The organism is Sorangium sp. So ce124 (genome assembly GCF_051525235.1).
Classification (GTDB): domain Bacteria; phylum Myxococcota_A; class Polyangia; order Polyangiales; family Polyangiaceae; genus Sorangium; species Sorangium atrum.
In genome coordinates this window covers 13,490,657-13,509,032 of sequence record NZ_CP150312.1, presented here as the reverse complement: position 1 = coordinate 13,509,032, position 18,376 = coordinate 13,490,657, and the positions used below count along the sequence as shown (strand labels likewise).

The 18,376-nt window shown below is 71.3% G+C and carries 15 protein-coding genes; 6 read left to right on the top strand and 9 right to left on the bottom strand.

The genetic code is table 11. From position 1 onward, the window contains the following. Positions 1–77: 77 nt before the first annotated feature. The 5 genes from WMF19_RS50670 to WMF19_RS50650 all read right to left on the bottom strand — a co-directional run bounded on the left by WMF19_RS50670 (position 78) and on the right by WMF19_RS50650 (position 5,307). Positions 78–1,241, bottom strand: a complete 1,164-nt coding sequence (locus WMF19_RS50670; RefSeq protein WP_437896941.1) for a flavin reductase — start codon at positions 1,239–1,241, stop codon at positions 78–80. Between the two features lie 140 nt (positions 1,242–1,381). Beyond that, positions 1,382–1,750, bottom strand: a complete 369-nt coding sequence (locus WMF19_RS50665) for a cupin domain-containing protein (RefSeq protein WP_437326602.1) — start codon at positions 1,748–1,750, stop codon at positions 1,382–1,384. Positions 1,751–1,764: 14 nt separating this feature from the next. Then, positions 1,765–2,229 (bottom strand): 1,2-dihydroxy-3-keto-5-methylthiopentene dioxygenase, encoded by a 465-nt coding sequence (locus WMF19_RS50660; protein WP_437896940.1) that lies wholly within the window; start codon positions 2,227–2,229, stop codon positions 1,765–1,767. Between the two features lie 56 nt (positions 2,230–2,285). After that, positions 2,286–3,284: an FHA domain-containing protein gene (locus WMF19_RS50655; RefSeq protein WP_437896939.1), complete on the bottom strand. Its 999-nt coding sequence runs from the start codon at positions 3,282–3,284 to the stop codon at positions 2,286–2,288. A 34-nt stretch (positions 3,285–3,318) separates the two neighbouring features. Continuing rightward, entirely contained in the window at positions 3,319–5,307 is a 1,989-nt protein-coding gene (locus tag WMF19_RS50650; RefSeq protein ID WP_437896938.1) for a methyl-accepting chemotaxis protein, read from the bottom strand. Positions 5,308–5,714: 407 nt separating this feature from the next. Here WMF19_RS50650 and WMF19_RS50645 point away from each other — a divergent pair, with 407 nt between their 5' ends. Continuing rightward, positions 5,715–7,493, top strand: coding sequence for a sensor histidine kinase (locus WMF19_RS50645; protein WP_437896937.1), 1,779 nt, complete (start codon positions 5,715–5,717; stop codon positions 7,491–7,493). Positions 7,494–7,590: 97 nt separating this feature from the next. Here the strand turns inward: WMF19_RS50645 and WMF19_RS50640 are convergent, their stop codons facing one another. The 4 genes from WMF19_RS50640 to WMF19_RS50625 form a co-directional block, all read right to left on the bottom strand. Continuing rightward, positions 7,591–11,475, bottom strand: a complete 3,885-nt coding sequence (locus WMF19_RS50640) for a DUF4215 domain-containing protein (RefSeq protein WP_437901771.1) — start codon at positions 11,473–11,475, stop codon at positions 7,591–7,593. Between the two features lie 417 nt (positions 11,476–11,892). Next, on the bottom strand, positions 11,893–12,102 hold the full coding sequence (locus tag WMF19_RS50635; RefSeq protein WP_272096723.1) for a TOBE domain-containing protein: 210 nt from the start codon (positions 12,100–12,102) through the stop codon (positions 11,893–11,895). A gap of 136 nt (positions 12,103–12,238) precedes the next feature. Further along, positions 12,239–13,168 (bottom strand): phosphatase PAP2 family protein, encoded by a 930-nt coding sequence (locus WMF19_RS50630; RefSeq protein ID WP_437896936.1) that lies wholly within the window; start codon positions 13,166–13,168, stop codon positions 12,239–12,241. Between the two features lie 40 nt (positions 13,169–13,208). Next, positions 13,209–15,401 (bottom strand): beta-propeller domain-containing protein, encoded by a 2,193-nt coding sequence (locus WMF19_RS50625; RefSeq protein ID WP_437896935.1) that lies wholly within the window; start codon positions 15,399–15,401, stop codon positions 13,209–13,211. Positions 15,402–15,580: 179 nt separating this feature from the next. Between WMF19_RS50625 and WMF19_RS50620 the strand changes: the two genes are divergently transcribed. From WMF19_RS50620 to WMF19_RS50600, 5 genes are all read left to right on the top strand, one after another. Further along, the gene (locus WMF19_RS50620) at positions 15,581–15,772 is read left to right on the top strand and encodes a hypothetical protein (protein WP_437896934.1); all 192 of its coding nucleotides are present in this window, start codon (positions 15,581–15,583) and stop codon (positions 15,770–15,772) included. Between the two features lie 88 nt (positions 15,773–15,860). Further along, a complete protein-coding gene (locus WMF19_RS50615) occupies positions 15,861–16,784 on the top strand; it encodes a DMT family transporter (protein WP_437896933.1) in 924 nt (307 codons plus the stop codon). Between the two features lie 168 nt (positions 16,785–16,952). After that, positions 16,953–17,087 carry a hypothetical protein gene (locus WMF19_RS50610; RefSeq protein ID WP_437896932.1) on the top strand — a complete coding sequence of 45 codons (135 nt, stop codon included), beginning with the start codon at positions 16,953–16,955 and terminating at the stop codon, positions 17,085–17,087. Positions 17,088–17,123: 36 nt separating this feature from the next. After that, entirely contained in the window at positions 17,124–17,840 is a 717-nt protein-coding gene (locus tag WMF19_RS50605) for a hypothetical protein (RefSeq protein WP_437896931.1), read from the top strand. Positions 17,841–17,859: 19 nt separating this feature from the next. Next, complete coding sequence (locus WMF19_RS50600; RefSeq protein WP_272096718.1) at positions 17,860–18,375, top strand: hypothetical protein; 516 nt, start codon at positions 17,860–17,862, stop codon at positions 18,373–18,375. Position 18,376: the final 1 nt, after the last annotated feature.

The window sequence follows — 18,376 nt, the reverse complement described above, 5'->3', positions numbered from 1 at the left end:
GCACCTAGCGCGGGGCTCCGCGCGCCGGACGAGACCGAGCGCCGGTGCGTGGCGACGGGACGCTTCGAGGGGCGCGCTCAGGCCTTGCTGGCGATCCAGAGCAACGCGAGGCCGTTCATCCGGCGCTCGCGGCGGTCGACCTGGAGCCCTGCGCCGACCAGCTCGCCGCTGAGCTTGTCCTCGGTGTGACGGTAGGTGACCTCCGCCGCGTCGGCCCACGCCAGCATCGCGTGGGCCGTCGACGGGTTGTACCGGTGGCCGCGCAGGTAGCCGGCCATCGCGGCGCGGCTCATCGTGGCCGTGGGCTCGAGCAGCGCCAGGCGGCCGCCCGGGCGGAGGACGCGCGCCGCCTCGGCCAGCACCGGGCCCGGCTCGGGCAGGTGCAGGAGCAGGTTCGACGCGGTCACCACGTCGAACGAGGCGTCGGGGAACGGGAGCCGCGTCGCCAGCGCCTCCCGGAACGTCACGTTGTCCAGGCCGAGCGCCTTCGCCCGCTGCGCGGCGCGCTCCACCATCGCCGCCGTCGCGTCGATCCCGATCGACTCGTGGCAGCGGCGACCCATCTCGCGCGTCAGGCGCCCCGTGCCGCAGCCGAGGTCGAGGCACCGGTCCTCGACGCCCGGATCGACGAGCGTGACGAGCTCGTCGACGAGCGTCGCATAGGGGCCCTCCGCCTGCATGCGATCGAAGAAGTCGACGAGCTCGTGGAACGGGGTCGCCTGCTCCCGCGCCGCATAGCGATCGCGCCATCGCCAGACGTCGTCGAGGGCCTGGTACGTGCCCCGGTAATACAGGAGCGGCGCGCCCGCCTCCCCTCGACCCGACGAGAGCACGCGGCCGACATAGACGATGTGATCACCCCCGTCGTACGCGTGCTCGACCTTGCAGTCGAGGAAGGCCAGCACGTCCTTGAGGATCGGGCTGCCCGACTCGGCCACATGAGCCTCCGTGAGCACCGCCTGCCGATCGATGTCCGTGCCCTTGCCGGCGAACAGATCCGAGATCTCCCGCTGCTGCTCCCGCAGGATGTTCACCGCGAAGACCCCGGACGCCGCGATGGCCGCGCTCGTGCGCGACCGCCTGTCCGCGCAGAACAGCACGAGCGGCGGGTCGAGCGAGACGGCGCTGAACGAGTTCACGGTCATCGCGTGCGGCGCGCCGTCCTGCACCGTGGTCACGAGGGTGACCCCGGTCGCGAACTGGCCCAGCACCTTCCGGAACTCCGCGGGATCGAAGAGCATGGGACATAGTACGCGCTCGGCGCCCAGCAGGGATCCAGGATCTGCGCAGCGCGCGCGCTGTCACCGCGCACCCGCGATGCGCGGATCCCGCGGCGGCGCCGCGCAGATCACGCGCCGGTGCCGCGCGCGCACTGCGGAGCTCACTCGGCGTCGCGCCGCGCCAGGTCGGGCGCGAAGGCCGGTATGCAGAGCGCGAAGTACTCGCTCTCCTCGTCGAACGGGTTGCTGTAGCGGACGCGCTGATCGGGCTCCGTCCAGAGGGCCTGGCCGGCCGAGACGTCGACCGTCTCGCCCGCGATCTCGGCGCGCACACGGCCGCGGATCACGAGCGTCAGCTCGCCGAACGAAGGCGTCTGCGCCGGCTCGCTCCAGCCCGGCGGGGCCACCATGTGCGCCAGGCTGAACCCGTCCGTGCCGGTGTTCACGCGGCCGAAGAGCTCCTCGATCAGCTTGCCGCCAGGGACGGGGATCCGGGCCCTGGAAGTGACGAGACGGTAGGGATGCGCCATCGGGTACCTCGAGTTCACATCGCGCGCGTCCGATCGTCGGACACGCGGTAGAGCTGCATGAGCAGGTGACGGCCGCCGTACGGCTGCAGGTAGCGGATCGCGCTGGCCTTGCTCGCCATGAAGCGATGGTAGCGCCGCGCCGGCACGGCGATGAGATCGCCCGCGCCGACCCAGATCCGCAGCCACTCGTCGTTCATGCAACGGACGTCGTAACAGCCGTGTCCCTCCACGAAGAGCCGCACCTCGTCGCCGAGGTGGCAGTGCTCATCCGCCTCTCTCGCGCTCTCCGCCTCGTCGCGCGGCTTGCTCCCGTCGCGGCGGACGTCCTCGTGCTCCGTCCATCCGCGGTCCGCGATCACGCGCTGCAAGGCGAGCGCCGCTGCGCCCGGGTCGAATGCGCCGCACTGGATCCCTTCCGCCTGAAGCTCCGCCTCGGTGGCCTCGCCCTCGCCGTCAGCTCTCATTCGGATCGCACGCATGCGCACCCCTCCGGGACTGCGCTCTTCGAACCCTGCGCGCGCGCGACGTCAAGACACTAAGAGCGCCCCAGCAGCCACAACAGGCCAGCAATGCTGAGCGCCAGCACACCAAGCGCGAGCAGGGCAATGAGCGCCTCTGTGAAGCCCCATCCACTTCCCTGCGCGGCGCGAGACACCGGAGCCGCTTCAACGGGCTGTGCGAGCGGCGAACTCGTGCTCACCGAGGCAGGCGGAGGCGTCGGCGTGGAATGCGCTGCCTTCGGCTCCTCGAGCGAAGGCGCCTCGAACACCGCATCTGGACGGAGCGGCTCACACGGGCTTCGCTCGATCTCCGCGAGCGCCTCGGCGGCCGGGTGCTCGAAGACGAGCCGATCGCCCGAGATCGCGAGCACCTGTCCAGGACGCCAGACCGTATCGAACTGAGGCACTGGAGCGCCGTCGAGCGAAGCGCCTGAGCGCGATCCGAGGTCCTGAACCGAGAATTGATCGCCCCTGCGGGTAATGGCCAGATGACGGCGCGAGACGTCCGGGTCGTCGAGGACGAGATCGGTGTCCTTGGCGCGCCCGAGGATGTAGGGCCGCGCCGCCTCCTCGATCCGCAACGCGCGGCCGCTGTCGGGGCCCTCGACAACGACCACGCGCGGCGCCGGATCCTCCCCTTGCGCCGCGAGGCCGCGCGCGACGAGCTCGAGGGCGAGCTCCTTGGCGGCCGCCGCGGGCGCGGCCTTCGCGACCGCCGGCTCGATCCGGAGCAGGAGCCACACGCGCCCGATGCGGATGCGGTCGCCGGTCTTCAGCGGCATCGCCGTGCGCGGGGCGATGCGCGTCTTGCCGAGGAACGTGCCGTTGTCGCTGCCCTCGTCGAGGAGCAGGTACGTGGCGCCCCGCTGCCGGATCGACGCGTGCCGGGGGCTCACGCTCGTGTCGGGGAGGCGCACCTCGCAGCTCTCCGCGCGGCCGAGGATGATGCGGGGCGCGTCCAGCGTCAGGGAGAGCCCGCCCCCGTCCACCTTCCCCGCCCCGTCGGGCGCGAGCACCACGATCGTCAACGCCATCGGTGCTGCCTGCGCGCGAGGGGGCGGCTCGGCCTCAAATCGCCGCCGTACGGCGCATCCGCTCGGAGGCGCTGAGGAGCTGGCGCACCGCCTGGTCCTGCTGCCGCGCCGCCTCCTCGATGCGCTTGCCGGCCTCGACGAGCTGCTCGCCGCCGCGCGTCTGGCTGCGGTGCGAGGCGTTGAGGCTGTGGACCATGTTCGAGATCTGCTCGATCGCGCTCGTGATCTGGCGCCCGCCGCGCGCCTGCTCCTGGCTCGACCGCTCCACGTGCTGCGTGATGGTCCGCATCTTCTCGGCGCTCTTCATGATGAGCTCCGAGCCGCGCGCCTGCTCCGCCGTGGCGGCGGCGATCTGCTGCACCGTCTCGGCGATGCGCCCGATCGCGTCCGTGACCTGCTTCGACCCCTTGGCCTGCTCGACCGTGGCGCGGGCGATGGCGCGCACCATGTTGGTCGACTTCTGCGAGCTCTCCAGGATCTTCTTGAGGGCCCGCTCGGCCTCGTTCGAGACCTCGACGCCGCGGTCGACGTTGTGGGCGCCGCGCTCGACGGCGGCGATCGCGTTCTTCGACTCGGACTGGATGGTCTTGATGAGTTCGGCGATCTCCTTCGTGCTGCCGCCGGCGCGCTCGGCGAGGTCCTTGATCTCGTCGGCGACGACGGCGAAGCCCTTGCCGTGCTCGCCGGCCTGGGCGGCGATGATCGCGGCGTTCAGCGCGAGGAGGTTCGTCTGCTCGGCGACGTCGTCGATGACGGCCAGGATCTGCCCGATCGCCTCGATGCGGAAGCCGAGGTTCGAGATGACCGCCACGGCCTCCTGGCTCGACTCCTTGATGCGGTAGATCTCGCCGATCGTCTTCAGGATCGCCTCGGCGCCCTTCTCGGCGTCGGTCGCCACCTCCTCCGAGAGCCGCGCCGTCTCGTTCGCGTTCGACTGGACCTGGTCGATCGAGACGTCCATCTGGTTCATCGAGGAGCTCGTCTCCTCGGCGGTCAGCGCCAGGGCGTCGACGTTCTTCGCGACCTCGCGGATGGAGTAGGCCATCTCCTCGATCGAGGAGACCGTCTCGCGCACGCTCGACCCGAGCTCGCCGACGTTCTCGGCGACCTCCTCGTTCGTGGCCGTCATCTCGAGGATGCTCGAGCTCGACTCCTCGGCGCTCGACGCGAGCGACTCGACCGACTGCGCGATGTTGGCGAGGGCGGTCGTCATCTCGCGGATGTACACGGTCGCCTGCTCGCTCGCGTGCATGACGCTGCTCACGCCGTCGCTGAGCTTGGGCAGCAGCTCGTCGAGGAGCACCGTGGCCTGCGCCAGCTCCGAGCGGCGCTGCTTGTCGCGCAGCTCCGCCTGGGTGATCCGCTCCGCGATGCCGCTGAGCTCCGAGTAGAGGCGCGAGAGCTCCTGCGGCGAGCCCGGCGGGACGCGCACCCGCTCGCCGGCGGTGGCGCGGAGCACGGCGTCCACGAGCGAGTCGACGTCGATGTCGGGGCCGCGCTGCGCGAGATCGTTCACCTTGCGGGTGAGCGTCGTGCACTCTCGCTCGAGCGTGTCGCGCTCCTTCGCGAGCCCGTCGCGCTCCCGGCTCAGGTTGTCCCGCTCCCGCTCGAGCGTGTCGCGCTCCTTCGCGACGCCGTCGCGCTCCCGGCTCAAGCCGTCGCGCTCCCTCGCGAGCTTGTCGCGCTCCTCGGCGAGCGCGTGGCGCTCCTCCGCGAGCTCGAGCTGACGGCCGGCGATCTCGGCGATCTGCTCGTAGGTCTCGGCGACGTCGGCGGGGGCGCCCTCGGGGAGCTTGGGCCGCTTGCCCCGGGCGGCGCCGCGGAGCGCGTCGCGCAGGCCTCCGAGCGGGACGCCGCCCTTGGCCCCGAGGCTCGCGTACAGCACCGCCACCGCCGCGGAGAAGCCGAAGAACATGAACAGCTGGCCCGAGAACTCCGCCAGCGACTTCGACGCGAAGCTCAGCCCGAAGCCGATGAGCGCCAGGATTGCGGCGATGGGGATGGAGAGCTGCTTGGAGTTCATTTCGTGCGTTCCAGCGCGGTCGAGCTGCGGCGCGCGTTGGCCGGCGCGCCCCCGACGACCCCGAAGGACGACCGAGCGTAAGAGGCGAGTGCCCCCCGGTGCAAGGAGAGCGCGCGGCAGAGGCGCGGCAAGCTGCCGAGGGCAGGCGAGCCGCGAACCGAGATCTCCTGGGCAGAGGCGCAGGGGGCGGGCCCGCGCGGCTGGGGGAAACGCGATGAACTTGGACGATCTCGACCCGATGGCGTATGCACGGAGGTTGCGGCGGAGAAGGAGCCCGCCGCGGGGGCTCGGCGCGGGCGCCGTTTCCTCTAGGTTCGACCGCACCGACCCTGAACACCGCCGCGGACCGCGGCGGCCGCCCGGCCGTACCGGCGGCCGCGCGGCCGGGCGGGCGTGGCCGTCCTGCCATGTCCCTCGCCGCTCGCCTCCTGCTCGCCTTCGGGCTCGTCGCGATCATCGCGACGGCGTTCGTCGGGCTGACCCTCCGCGAGGCGTCGCGCGAGATCATCGAGGGCGACTTCGCCGAGCGGATCGACGCGGCGCACGCAGGCGTCCGGCAGCAGCTCGCGTGGGAGGCCGACGCGCTGCGCGATCTCCTGCCGCCGCTCTGCCGGCACGACACGTTCGTCGACAAGGCCCACGTCGAGCTCGAGCGCGCCAAGGGCGACCCGGACGCGATGGAGCCGGGGAGCCGCATCGCCCTCCAGCGGCTGGTCCCGAGCCAGGCCAAGGCGCTGCGCCTCGACGAGCTGTCGCTCGTGGCGGGCGACGGGAGCGTCCTCGCGGCCGAGGACGCCGCGCGCATCGGCGCGCGCGACCCGCGGCTGGCGGAGCTGATCCAGGCCCCCGGGGGCGCGCCGCGGCTCCGGCCGGCGAAGGCGGGCGGCGAGCCGTCGCTGGAGGTCCACTGCGCCCTGTCGAACCACGGGGTGACCATCGGCCTCGTCGGGTCGCGGCGGATCGGCCCGGTCCTCGCGCGGATCGGCGAGGCGTACCATGTGCGCCTCACGGCGGCGCGCCAGGGGGAGCTCGCCCCCCGGAGCAGCGAGGCGGAGGTCGTGCGCGTCCTCCATTTCGCGGAGATCCCGGGCCTCGACGTCGTCGCCTCCGTGCCGCGCGATCCGCTGAGGCAGGCGCTCGCCCGGCTCGATCGCGCGATCGCGCTGACCGGCGCCACGGTGCTGGCGATCGCCGTCGCGATGGCTGTCGTGCTGGCGCGCAGCCTGTCGCGGCCGCTCGTGGCGCTGGCCCGCGAGACGCGCGAGGTGATGAGCGGGGCGCCGCGGCGTGTGGAGGGGCGCGGCGGGCGGGAGATCGCGGATCTCGCGGCGGCGTTCAACGCGACCATCGACGAGCTCGCGGCGATGCGCAAGCGCCTGGCCGCGACCGAGCGCATCGCGGCGCGGCGCGAGGTCGCGCGCCAGATCGCCCACGAGATCAAGAACCCGCTGGCGCCCATCCGGGCGGCGGTGGAGACGCTGCGCCGGCTCCGGCAGCGCGACGACCCGGCGTTCGACGACTATTTCACGGAGGCGACGTCGACGGTCCTGAACGAGGTGCACCGGATCGCGAACATCGTGACCGAGTTCACCCAGTTCGCGCGCCTGCCGCCGCCGAACCTCACGCCCATCGATCTCGTCGCGGTCGCGCGCGGGGTGGTCACGCTGCACGCCGCGCCGGCGTCGGTCGAGGCGACCTCCGGCGCGGGGTCGACCTCCGGCACCGGCGCGCCGTCGCCGCGCGTAGAGCTCGTTGCGGATCCGATCCCGCAGGTCTCGGCCGATCGCGATCAGCTGATCCAGGTGCTCACGAACCTGGTCCAGAACGGCCTGGACGCGGCGAGCGCCGTCCGGCGCGACCCGCGCGTCTCGGTGACGATCGGCCCGCTGCCGAACGACCGCGTGCGCATCGTGGTGCGCGACAACGGCCCGGGCGTAGCGGAGGAAATGGTGCCGCGCCTGTTCGAGCCCTACGCGACCAGCAAGGACAAGGGGACGGGGCTAGGCCTCGCGATCGCGCAGCGGATCGTGTTCGAGCACGGAGGGGAGATCACCTACCGCAAGGCCAAGAAGGGGGGCGCGGTCTTCGAGATCTGGCTACCCGTCGCGGGCCCTCCCCTCCTCGAGAAGCCCCTGGGCGACACCACGGTACGGCCGAGGTCGGAGGCGCCGAGATCTGGGGGATAACTCTCCCGCGCCGCGCGCTCACGTGACGGCGCGGCTGCGGGGGTGCGAGGGGGCGCGCGCCTGGGCAGCGCGCGCCACGCCCGCGGGCCAGCGGTGGCTATTGAGGCTGGCCGTCGTGCTTGCACGCGGAGCTGCAGCCATCGCCGCTCTTGTTGTTCCCGTCGTCGCACTCCTCGTACAGGCTCTGCCGCACGCCGTCGCCGCAGTACGGGCCGTAGACGCACCCCGGCGCGCACTTGCCGTAGCCGCCGGTGTTCTTGCCGTCCCCGTCGTCGCACTGCTCGGGGCCGTTGACCACGCCGTCGCCGCAGCGCGGGCCGTACAGGCAGCTGGGGCCGCACTCGCCGTAGCCGCCGTCGTTCACGCCGTCGTCGCACTGCTCGCCGAGGTTGGTCTGCACCACCGAGTCGCCGCACTGGGCGCCGAGGCGGCAGTTCTCGCTGCAGCCGGTCGCCGCGTTCGGGGGATCGCACTGCTCACCCCAGTCCTCGTCGACGCGGCTGTCGCCGCACTTGGCCGCCGGCGTGCAGTCGGGGAAGCAGCTGCCGTAGAAGCCGTCGTTGACGCCGTCGTCGCAGGTCTCCGTGCCGTTGACGGCCGCGTCGCCGCAGTACGGCCCGTACGCGCAGTGCTGGGTGCACCCGTTGTAAGCGCCGTTGTTGTCGGCCTCGCCGAGGTCGCAGTCCTCCTCGTCGGGCTGCACCACGCCGTCGCCGCAGCGCGGGCCGTAGAGGCACATCGGCGCGCACTCGCCGTAGCCGCCGTCGTTGACGCCGTCGTCGCACTCCTCGCCGTAGCTCGCTTGCACCACCGCGTCGCCGCAGAGCGCCCCGAGCTGGCAGCCCACGCAGTTCGGGTCGGCCGGGTCGTCGCACTCCTCACCCCACTCATCGTCGACGTTGCCGTCGCCGCAGCGCGGGGCGGGCGTGCAGTTCGGGTTGCACGTGCCGTAGAAGCCGTCGTTCCGGCCGTCGTCGCACTGCTCGGGGCCGTTCGTCGCGCCGTCGCCGCAGTACGGCCCGATCTCGCACTGGCGCGTGCAGCCGCCGTAGCCGTTCGCCGTGTTGCCGGAGCCGAGGTCGCACGCCTCGTACGGCGTGTTGACCGCGCCGTCGCCGCACCGGGGCGGGGCCACGCACCCCGGCGCGCAGGCGTTCGAGGCGTTGGCGTACGCGCTGTTGTTGACCCCGTTGTCGCAGGTCTCCATGCCGTTCCTGACGCCGTCGCCGCAGTACGGACCGAGCTGGCAGTTGTTGCACTGGCCGTAGCCCGTCCCGTTCTTGGTGCCGTCGTCGCACTCCTCGCCCGGCGTCACGACCGGCGGGTCGACCCCGCACTGCGGCGTGCACACCGACGTGCCGGCGCTGAAGCCCGACAGCGTGAGCTGGTAGTTCGACCCGGTGACGTGGCGCTCGGCCTGGAACACCGCGATCTCGTAGACCTTGCCCGGCTCGAGGTTCAGGTCGACGTCGTAGGGCGTGCGGGCGTCCGCTGGGCAGGTGTTCTGGGTGCAGGGGGTCACGCGGGCGTCGCCGTTGTCCAGGATGGTCACGCTCTCCTGGAGCTGCCCGTGGATGCCGCCGATGTCCGCGGTCAGCGTGTTCTTGATGAACACCCAGACGTCGTCATCGCCGAAGAAGGTGAGCACCGGATCGGCCGCGGCGCCGTTCGGCGTGAACTGGAACCAGTACCGGACCTCGCTCGTGAAGTAGTAGTTGTGCGAGGGGTTGCTCTGCTGCGCCTTCTCCAGCCCGGCGGAGACCAGGTTGTTGCTGAGCACGGGATCGCCGTTCGGCGGGGTGGGGTCCACGGGCCAGAACGGGCTCCGCTGGTACACGTACCTTCCGGCCTGCGGGGTCAGCTCGATGGAGGTGACGAGCGTCCTATTGTACGTCGGGTTGTCCCGGTACCACCACTGGAAGTTGTTCTGCCCCGTGGTCCAGCCGTTCGCGTCGCTCGGCGTGACGAAGCCGGGGCCGAACCTGCTGACGGGCTTGCCGGCGGCGTCGAGCGTCGGCTGGACCATTTGATCGATCTGATTGCCGCTGGGATCGATCTCGAAATCGAAGTGCCCGACGAGGGTGTCGTTCAGGTTGTTGTCGCACGCGCTGTTGCTGACGGTGCGATCGTACGAGGTCGGGCACCAGCCGATGAAGTCGCGGATGACCATCGGCAGCCGCATCTCGGTGGGCTGAACGGTGCAGGCGTAGCCCGGCTCGATCGTGCACGTGGCGGAGCAGCCGTCGCCGCTCGCGGTGTTGCCGTCGTCGCACGCCTCGGTGGGGTCGCCGGGCAGGAGGATGCCGTCGCCGCACCTCGAGATGCACGCGCCGCCGCTGCAGTTCGGCTCGCCCTTGCAGTCCGGCGTGCAGCCGTCGCGCCAGTTGCCGTTGCCGTCGTCGCAGGCCTCGGTGCCCTCGCGGACGCCGTTGCCGCAGACGGAGTAGCCCGTGCAGTCCTGGGGCACGGCGCTATTGCACACCCGCCCGGGCTCGATGCGGCACGTATCGTCGCAGCCGTCGCCGGAGAGGAGATCGCCGTCGTCGCACTGCTCGGCGCCGCGCTTGAGCCCGTCGCCGCAGATGGTCTTGCAGGGGAACCCGACGCGCGAGCAGTCCCAGCCCGTCTCGATCGTCTGGCAATCGGCGCTGCAGCCGTCGCCGCTGGCCGGCGGCTTCTGCCCGTCGTCGCACACCTCGGTGCCGCCGATCTTGCCGTCGCCGCACACGGGCGGCGGCGGCGGGGTGCAGCGCCCGCCGGCCGGCGGGCACGTCCAGCCGACCTCGATCTTGCACTGCGCGGTGCAGCCGTCGCCGCCCGCGGGGGACGCCCCCCCGCCGTCGTCGCACTGCTCGCCGAGCTGCACGACGCCGTCGCCGCAATAGGTCCTCACGGTGCAGGGCTGGCCCGGCCTGCAGACCCAGCCCTCCTCGAGCCGGCAGTCCGCGCTGCAGCCGTCGCCGCTCTCCGGCGGGTCATCGCCGTCGTCGCACTGCTCGTTGCCGCTCACGCGGCCGTCGCCGCACTCGTAGAGGGGGATGCAGGGCTTGCCCGGCTCGGGGCACACGTACGCCGGGTCCTTCACCTGGCAGTCGGCGCTGCAGCCGTCGCCGTCCGCGGCGTTGCCGTCGTCGCAGAGCTCACCCGGCTGCACCTTGCCGTCGCCGCACGCGATCAGCCGCACGCAGGGCGATCCGGGGGTCGGGCAGTTGTAATAGGGCTCCTGCCGGCACAGGCTCGAGCAGCCGTCGCCGCTCGCGGTGTTGCCGTCGTCGCACCCCTCGCCGGTCTCCTTGGCGCCGTTGCCGCAGACGGGCAGCCGCGTACACGGCTGACCGGGCCGGCTGCACTGGAACCCCGCCTCGCGCTTGCAGTCCGCGCTGCAACCGTCGCCGGAGGCGGGCGGGTCGTCGCCGTCCTCGCACTCCTCCGAGCCGTTCACGCGGCCGTCTCCGCAGTCGTAGAGCAGGATGCACGGCTCGCCCGGCTTCGGGCACACGTACGAGGAGTCGACGTAGTAACAGTCGGCGCTGCAGCCGTCGCCATCCACGTTGTTGCCGTCGTCGCAGAACTCGCCGGGGTCGACGACGCCGTCGCCGCACGCGATGGTCAGCTCGCAAGGCTGGCCCGGCGTCGGACACGCCCAGTAAGGCTCGATCTGGCACTGCCCGGAACAGCCGTCGCCCGGCAGCGTATTGCCGTCGTCGCAGGCCTCCGACGCCTGGTTCAGCGCCGCGTCTCCACAGGCGGGCCCGGGAGGCAGGAAGCACTCGGGGGGCGGATCATCGACCTCGCACGGGTCCGGCGCACCGCCGCCGTTGCCGCCGAGCCCGATGCCGCTGCCCACCGTGAAATCGGGCTCACCGCCGGTGCCGCCGGCGCCGCCGACGCCAGGCCCGCCTCCGCCGGAGTTCGCGCCGCTCCCGGTCGCCTCGCTCGTGGTCGCGCCGCCCCCGCCGCAAGCGACCGTGATCTGAAGCAATCCCACCGCCAAAGCCAGATAAGAAGTCCTTAAACCCACGGCCACCTCGATAACGCACGTTGCGCTCCGCCCGAGCAAACGGCGCTAGACACACTTTATCGTAAAAGTGCACCCCGGCTCCAGGCGAAATCGGCGGCGCTGCTGTGCTCGGCGCAGGTCTTCATCGTCCTCGCCATCGTGCTCGCCCGCCGATAGCCGCGTGGGTTCTGCGCCTCGGCTTCCACCTCGGCTCTGCACCTTGGGTCTCGGTGTAAATTTTGATAATAATGTCTATTTCCACCGTGACTCAACTCGACTTCTGCCGAGGAGCTCGCGGCTTGATGTCGAATCGAGCACGGCCGGAGTTCGATCTTGACATCGCCGGGCTCGCTGCGGATCAGGGCAGCGGCGGCGAGGTCCACGCGGATCAGCCGGCGTTCACCCGGCGATCACCATGATCTCGGTCGCCTTGATGAGCGCCTGCACCTCCTTGCCGACCGCGAGGCCGAGCTCCTTCGCCGCGTCGCTCGTGATGACCGCGACGAGCTCCGTGCCCCCCGGCCCCTCCATCACGACCTTGGCCATCACGTCGCCCACCACGAGCTCCGTGATCTTCCCGGGGATCTTGTTCCTGCCGCTGATCTGCATCTCCTGCCTCCTCCCGCGCGATCGTAACGCGGGGCGGCCGGGGCGTCGGCCCGCGCGCGCGCCGCGGGCCGGCGGGCGCCGGAGCCGCACAGGCCGCCTGCGACTGGCCACCTCGGGCCGGACGCGACTGGCCGTCTCAGGCGGGCAGCGACTGGCCGTCGATCCGAGCCGGCCTGCGCCGCGCGACCTCGATCCCGGAGATGCAGACGGCCAGCCACACGGTGCCTGCGGCGAACCCCGCGAGCACGTCGCTCAGGTAGTGCACGCCCAGGTACATGCGGCTGAAGCCCATCGCCACGGTCCAGCCGAGCGCGAGCGCGACGAGCGCGAGGCGAGCGCGCAGCGTCCGGAGGAGCAGGATGCCCAGGTACGAGAGCATGCCAAAGGCGACGAACGTGCCCATCGAGTGTCCGCTCGGGAAGCTCCACCCCGCGGCCACCGCGAGCGGATCGGCGAACGTCGGCCGCGGCCGGGCGAACAGCGCCTTGAGCGCGGTGTTGAGGAGCCCGCCGCCGGCGAGCGCGAAGAGCCACCCGACCGCGAGGACGCGCCGGCCCCGCCTCAGCAGCGCCGCGGCCACGACGACCGCGAGCAGCGCGAGCGCCCAGAAGGTGCCGAGGAGCGTGAAGGCGCGGAGCGCCGCCACGCCGGCGCTGCTCGACGACGCGTGGAGCGCGCGCGCGAGCGCGAGATCGACGCCCACGATCGGCTCGCCGTCGCGCACCCCCTCCGCGAGCCAGACGAACACGAGCGCGGCCATGCTGAGCGCCAGCCCGAGGCCGAGGTGGATCACGAGGTACTCGGCCGCGGAGAGCTCGCGCAGCACCCTCGCGATCGCGGGGAACCGGGCCGAGAGGCGCCGCGTGACCGGGTGCGCGGCCGCCGCGGCGTAGGCCCGGACGGCCAGCGCCCACAGCGCCCGCGCGTGGCGGCCGGAGAGGCGCGCGACCGCGACGAGCCCGAGGAGCACCCCCACCGTTCCGGTCACGAGCAGCGCGAGCAGCAGAAAGGGCCGCGCGCCGACCGCCGAGGCCAGCTGCTCGGCGGGGAGGCCCAGCGCTTCCATAGAGGGGGGCTCTAGCACGCGGCCGCGCCGCGGAGCTCGCTCAGGGGACGAGCGACACGACGGCTTCCGGCGCCGCGAGATCGCTGATGTTGGCGACCCGGATCTCGTCCTCGGAGACGGAGTAGACGTGGTCCTCCATGAAGACGCTCCGCTTCACGAACGACGTCGCGCTGCTCCACCAGTTCCCGCAGCTCGGGCCGTTCCCGTCCGCGCTCGCGTCGGGCAGCGGGTGGGGCACGCCGCCGACGGACGTGAAGCCCGCGCCGGGATCCACCTTGTAGACGAGCAGCCCGCTGAACGTCATCGTGTCGCCGAAGTCGCCGCCGCTCCCGCCCTCGCAGATGACCATGGGGATGCCGAGCAGCCCCCGCTGGGTGAAGTAGTTGAACGCGAGGTGGTTGGTCGCGGCGTCGCTCGCGGAGCCGCGCGTCCCGATCACCTCCTTGTGCGTGAGCGTCGGCGCGTCGAGATCGGTCACGTCGAAGATCTGGAGCAGGATCCCCTGGAACCAGGCGAAGTCTCCCTGGTCGTCGGCGTCGTAGCCGATGCTCATGACGTGCCCCTCGTCGATCATGTGCATGTACGTCGAGAAGCCGGGGATCTTCAGCTCGCCGCGCACCCTCGGCGCCTCGGGCTCCGAGAAATCGATGGTGTAGAGCGGGTCGGTCTTCTTGAAGGTCACGACGAACCCGACGTCGCCGTAGAAGCGGGCGGATCGGATGTCCTCGCCGGGAGCGAGGTGGTCCACCATCCCCTTGACCACGAGCTCGCCGCCCTCCTGCTTCAGCGACGCGACGGTGTTGTGCGTGTCCGGGTCGGGCAGGTGCCCGGTGGTGGTCGCGACGCGGAGATACCCCTCGTGCTCGCTGAGGGCGAACTGGTTGAGCACGCGCCCCTTCACGACGCCGCTCCCCAGGTACGCGCTCGGCGCCGCGCGCTCGCTCAGCGCGAACTTGTGGATGGTCGTCGCGTCGGGCGTCGCCTTGCCGTCGTCGTAGAACCAGCCGTACGTCTGGCCGTACTGGTGCCGGCTCGCCACGTAGAGAGAGTCCGCGGTCGCGTAGACGGCGCCGGGCCTGCCCACGATCGTCGTCTGGCCGAGCGCCTCGGTGCCGAGCTCGGTCGAGACGACCGAGAGGAAGCTCTGCCCGTCGCCCGTGTTCGACAGGTAGAAGTTCTCGCAGCTCGCGAACGGCTCGTGGCTCTTCGGGGACGCCACGCCGTCCCGGTACACCGTGTCCTCCACGCTGGGCAGCTGGATGTCGAGCGGGGCCGCGTCGATGAGGGCGATGTTCTTCTCAAGGAGCTTGTCATACGCGCTGTTCACGGCGGCCACCGTGGACGGGTTGACCCCTTGGTCGGACAGGGAGCAGACATCGAGTCCCTCCGGCCAGGTAGAGAGTCCCTCCACCGTCGGCTCGTGGGAGGCGACGATCGTGTGCACCGCGGCCCCGATGCGCCGGGCGTTGATGAACGATCCGGAGAACTTCAGCGTCCGCACGACGGTCGGCGCCGTGAGGTCGCTGATGTCGAATTCGGTGACCAGGAGCGGCGTGCCGTCGCCCGTGAACTCGCAGTCGTATCCGTACGTGCACTCACCGCTGGAATAATAAGCGATCTCGCCGTCAGGCGACGAGGACGCGGACAGCGAGGAGTACACGAGGGCGCGCTTCTCGTGCACGAAGAGCTTCTTCGGCTCCCCCTCGATCGCGACCGACGCGACGCGGTGGATGTCGGCGGCGGGCCACGCGTCGAAGATCTGGAATTGCCCGTGCGCCAGGATATAGACGTTCTCTCCGTCGTTCTTGATGAAGTCGGCCTCGTCGACGTCGGCTTCCTGCGTGTTCGTCGTCGAGTACTCCTTGGCACCCCCGTCGTCGACACCCCCGCCCCCCTCCTCGGTCGGCGCCGAGACGGGCCCTCCCGAGGAGGCGGAGCCGGAGCTGGAAGCGCCGACTGGCCCGCCGTCCTCTCCGAACCAGACGCACCCGGCCTCGAGCTGCTGCAGGGCGGACTCCCGCGCCGCTTCGACCGACTTGGCCATGTTCTGCTTCAGCCGTTCGCGGAGCAGCGCCTCGACATCGTCGCAGCTCGTCGCGGGCGTGAGGGCGCTCTGTGCCAGGCCCGTCTGCGCGGGTCCGCCAGATCCGCCCGATCCGCTCGAGCAGGCGGCGAAGCCGGCGCCGAGCGCGAGCAGAGAAACAAGCGTACAACCCCTGTAAAATGATCGCATGTGAGTCTCCGTGTCCGTCTGTCGTTCGAATCGCTTGCCGCAGGAGAAGCACTCGACATGCCGAGCCATTTCGTTAGTGATTACCGCGAGATACAATCCGCACCAGCTGGCACATGTCGGCACATAGTGCGCCTCATGCATGATCGCGTCGAGTCGGCGCCCTCGGTCTGCGAGGCGCGATGCTGCGACGGTTCGCCGAGGAGTGGACGGTGGGCGTGGAGGACATCTCGGAGCTCGTGGCAGCGCAGAGGGAGGTGCTGCGCGGCCGGGGTGCCGGACAGATCGAGATCCCGCGGGAACGGGAAGAGGTGTATTGGCCGACAGCCGCGCAGGCAGCGAGGCGGGTTGGTATAGAGCGCTGGGAGGCGTAGCGCGCGGACGACCTGCTCCGGACACGGCCCGGCAGCGCCAGGGAGAAGCCCTGGCCATGGTAGCGGCGCTCCCCTACTGTCCGCGCCAATGGCCTCCACCTCTCTCGGCTTCGCCGAGTCCCGCCAGCAGCGCATCGCCCAGGTGCTGCTGTTCGTCACCCCGGCGCTCTTCACCGCCAACATGCTGCTGGCCCGCGCCACAGCCGATTTCATCCCGCCGGTGGCGCTGGCGGAGCTCCGCTGGACGGGCGTCGTGCTGGTGCTGCTCCCCTTCTGCGGCCGCGAGTTGTGGCGCGCCCGCACCGCGCTGCGGCGGGACTGGGCCCGATATGCCCTGCTCGGCCTGCTGGGCATGGGCATCTGCGGCGCCGGCGTCTATTACGGCGCCGCCACCACCACGGCCACCAACATCGGCCTGATTTACGCCGTCTCGCCGGTGATCATCATCCTGCTGTCCCGGGCCATGTTCGGAGAGCGGCTCAGCCGGCGCCAGGGCCTTGGCGCGGCGCTGGCGCTGGCCGGCGTGCTGGTCATCGTGCTGCGCGGCGACCCGGCGGCGCTGCTGGCGCTCAGCTTCAGCACCGGTGACCTGATGATCCTCGGCGCCGCGATCTCCTGGGCGCTTTACACCGTGCTGCTGAAGCGCTGGCCCGATCCGCTGGGGGTCCAGGCGCGCCTCACAGCGATCGCGCTGGCCGGGGCGATCCTCCTGCTGCCGCTGCTCGGCTGGGAGCTGTCCAGCCGCGGCGCGCCGCATTTCGACCTGCGCACCGTCGCCACCGTCCTGACCCTGGTCCTGGTCCCGGGCGTCGGCGCCTATGCCACGTACGGCTATATCACCGAGCATCTCGGCCCGAGCCGCACTGGCCTGCTGCTCTATCTGTCGCCGGTCTATACCGCCGTGCTGGCCTGGCTCCTCCTCGGAGAGGCTTTTGCCCTCTACCATTGGCTCGGCGCAGCGCTCGTATTGCCGGGCCTCTTCTTCGCCACCCACAAGCCGAAGGCGACCTGAGCACCCCGCGCCTCGTTTGGCGCCGTAGTGCCCTGCGCCTCATTTGGCGCCATGGCGAGAGGGGCCCGCTCCGAGCCCAGGAGCTCCGCCGAGCGGGCTACGTCCGCGACCTCGGCGAGCGGGTGCGGTTCGCGGAGGACGCCGGTTACGCCACCGCGTCGGGCGTCGGTGTTCGCGGAGACGAACGCGCTGGGCTCTGCCTGGAGGGCCCGGTCGGGGAACATCTTGCCGATCCGGGTGTTCCAGCTCGACGCGGATCCGTGCGCCGCGTTCGAGCTCGAGCGCACCGCCCCGCCTGCTTGACAGAATCCCCCGTCGGCACCAGACAGATTGTTCCAGATGATGATGAAGACCACCCTGCCCGTCGTGCTCTTGACAGCCCTCGCCGTCGCGACCGCCGGTTGCGATACAGGCGGCGGGCGGTCCAAGGACCGGTGGGCGACCACCGAGAACACCAACGTCGAGCTCGACTTCGACAAGGTCAACGAAGCCTACAAGGCGGCCGAGGGGCCCGAGGACTTCGAGCGGCGCGTCAACGAGATCTACCAGGGGAGCGAGGTCATCAGCGTCGCCGTGCAGGACCTGGACGCCAAGACGCAGGTCGTCACCGGGTTCTTCGACAAGAACAGCGACGGCAGCGTGCAGGACCCCGAGAAGGTGTTCACCATCCGCCGTGACGTCTCGGGCGAAGGCGCCGCGCAGATCCAGACGTCCGGGTTCGGCCACTACGGGTACTACCACTCGCCGGTGATGAGCCTGGCGTCGGGCATGCTCCTCGGCGCCATGGTGTCGTCGGCGCTGCGCCCGAATTACGTGCCTGTGTACACGCAGCCGTACGCCACGCCGCCCGGCCGCTCGCTCGATCTGCGATCCCACCGCGAGGCGTACCGCGCCTCGAACCCGTCCAGCGTCGACCACAGCAGGTCGTCGCAGACCGGGCGGCGCTACAACAACGCTGGCGGCAGCCGCTTCGGGAGCGGCAAGTCCGGCGCCGGCTCGCGCTTCGGCGTCCGCCGCGGCGAGCGAGGCCGCAGGCCCGAGCGCCTGGTCGCGTAGCCGCGCGCCGGCCGCCGCGATGCAGCCTCTGCGAAGCATCTCCGAGCTCCCGTTCCGCTGCCGTCCCGCGCTGGAGCTGCTGAACCTCGAGCAGCACCGCGACGAGCCGGACGTGGAGTCCACGCAGTTCGGCTGGTGCCGGGTGGACGCGCTCTGGCTGGATGGCCGCGCGGATCGAGGGCCGCTCCGGGTGACCGACGCGCTCGTCGTGGCCGTGCACTCCGCGGACGAGCCGGAGGTGCTGCCCGATGACGTGGAGCTCGAGTTCTTCGTCGAGGAGGTCGCCAAGGACTACTCGGTGACCGTGCTCCTGTCGGCGTTCCTCGAGCGCTGGCTGCCGGCCGCGTTCTCCGGCGAGCGCGCCATCGTGCTCGCCATGTGCAACCCCCACGCCGCGCGCATCCGGCGGCCGGAGGCGGCGGGGCGCACCCCCGTGTACTACGCCGACGGCGACGTCGACGCGTGGCTCGACACCGACCCAGACGGCCGCCGGCACATCCGCCTCGAGGCCGATGCCTGGCGCACCGCGGAGTGAG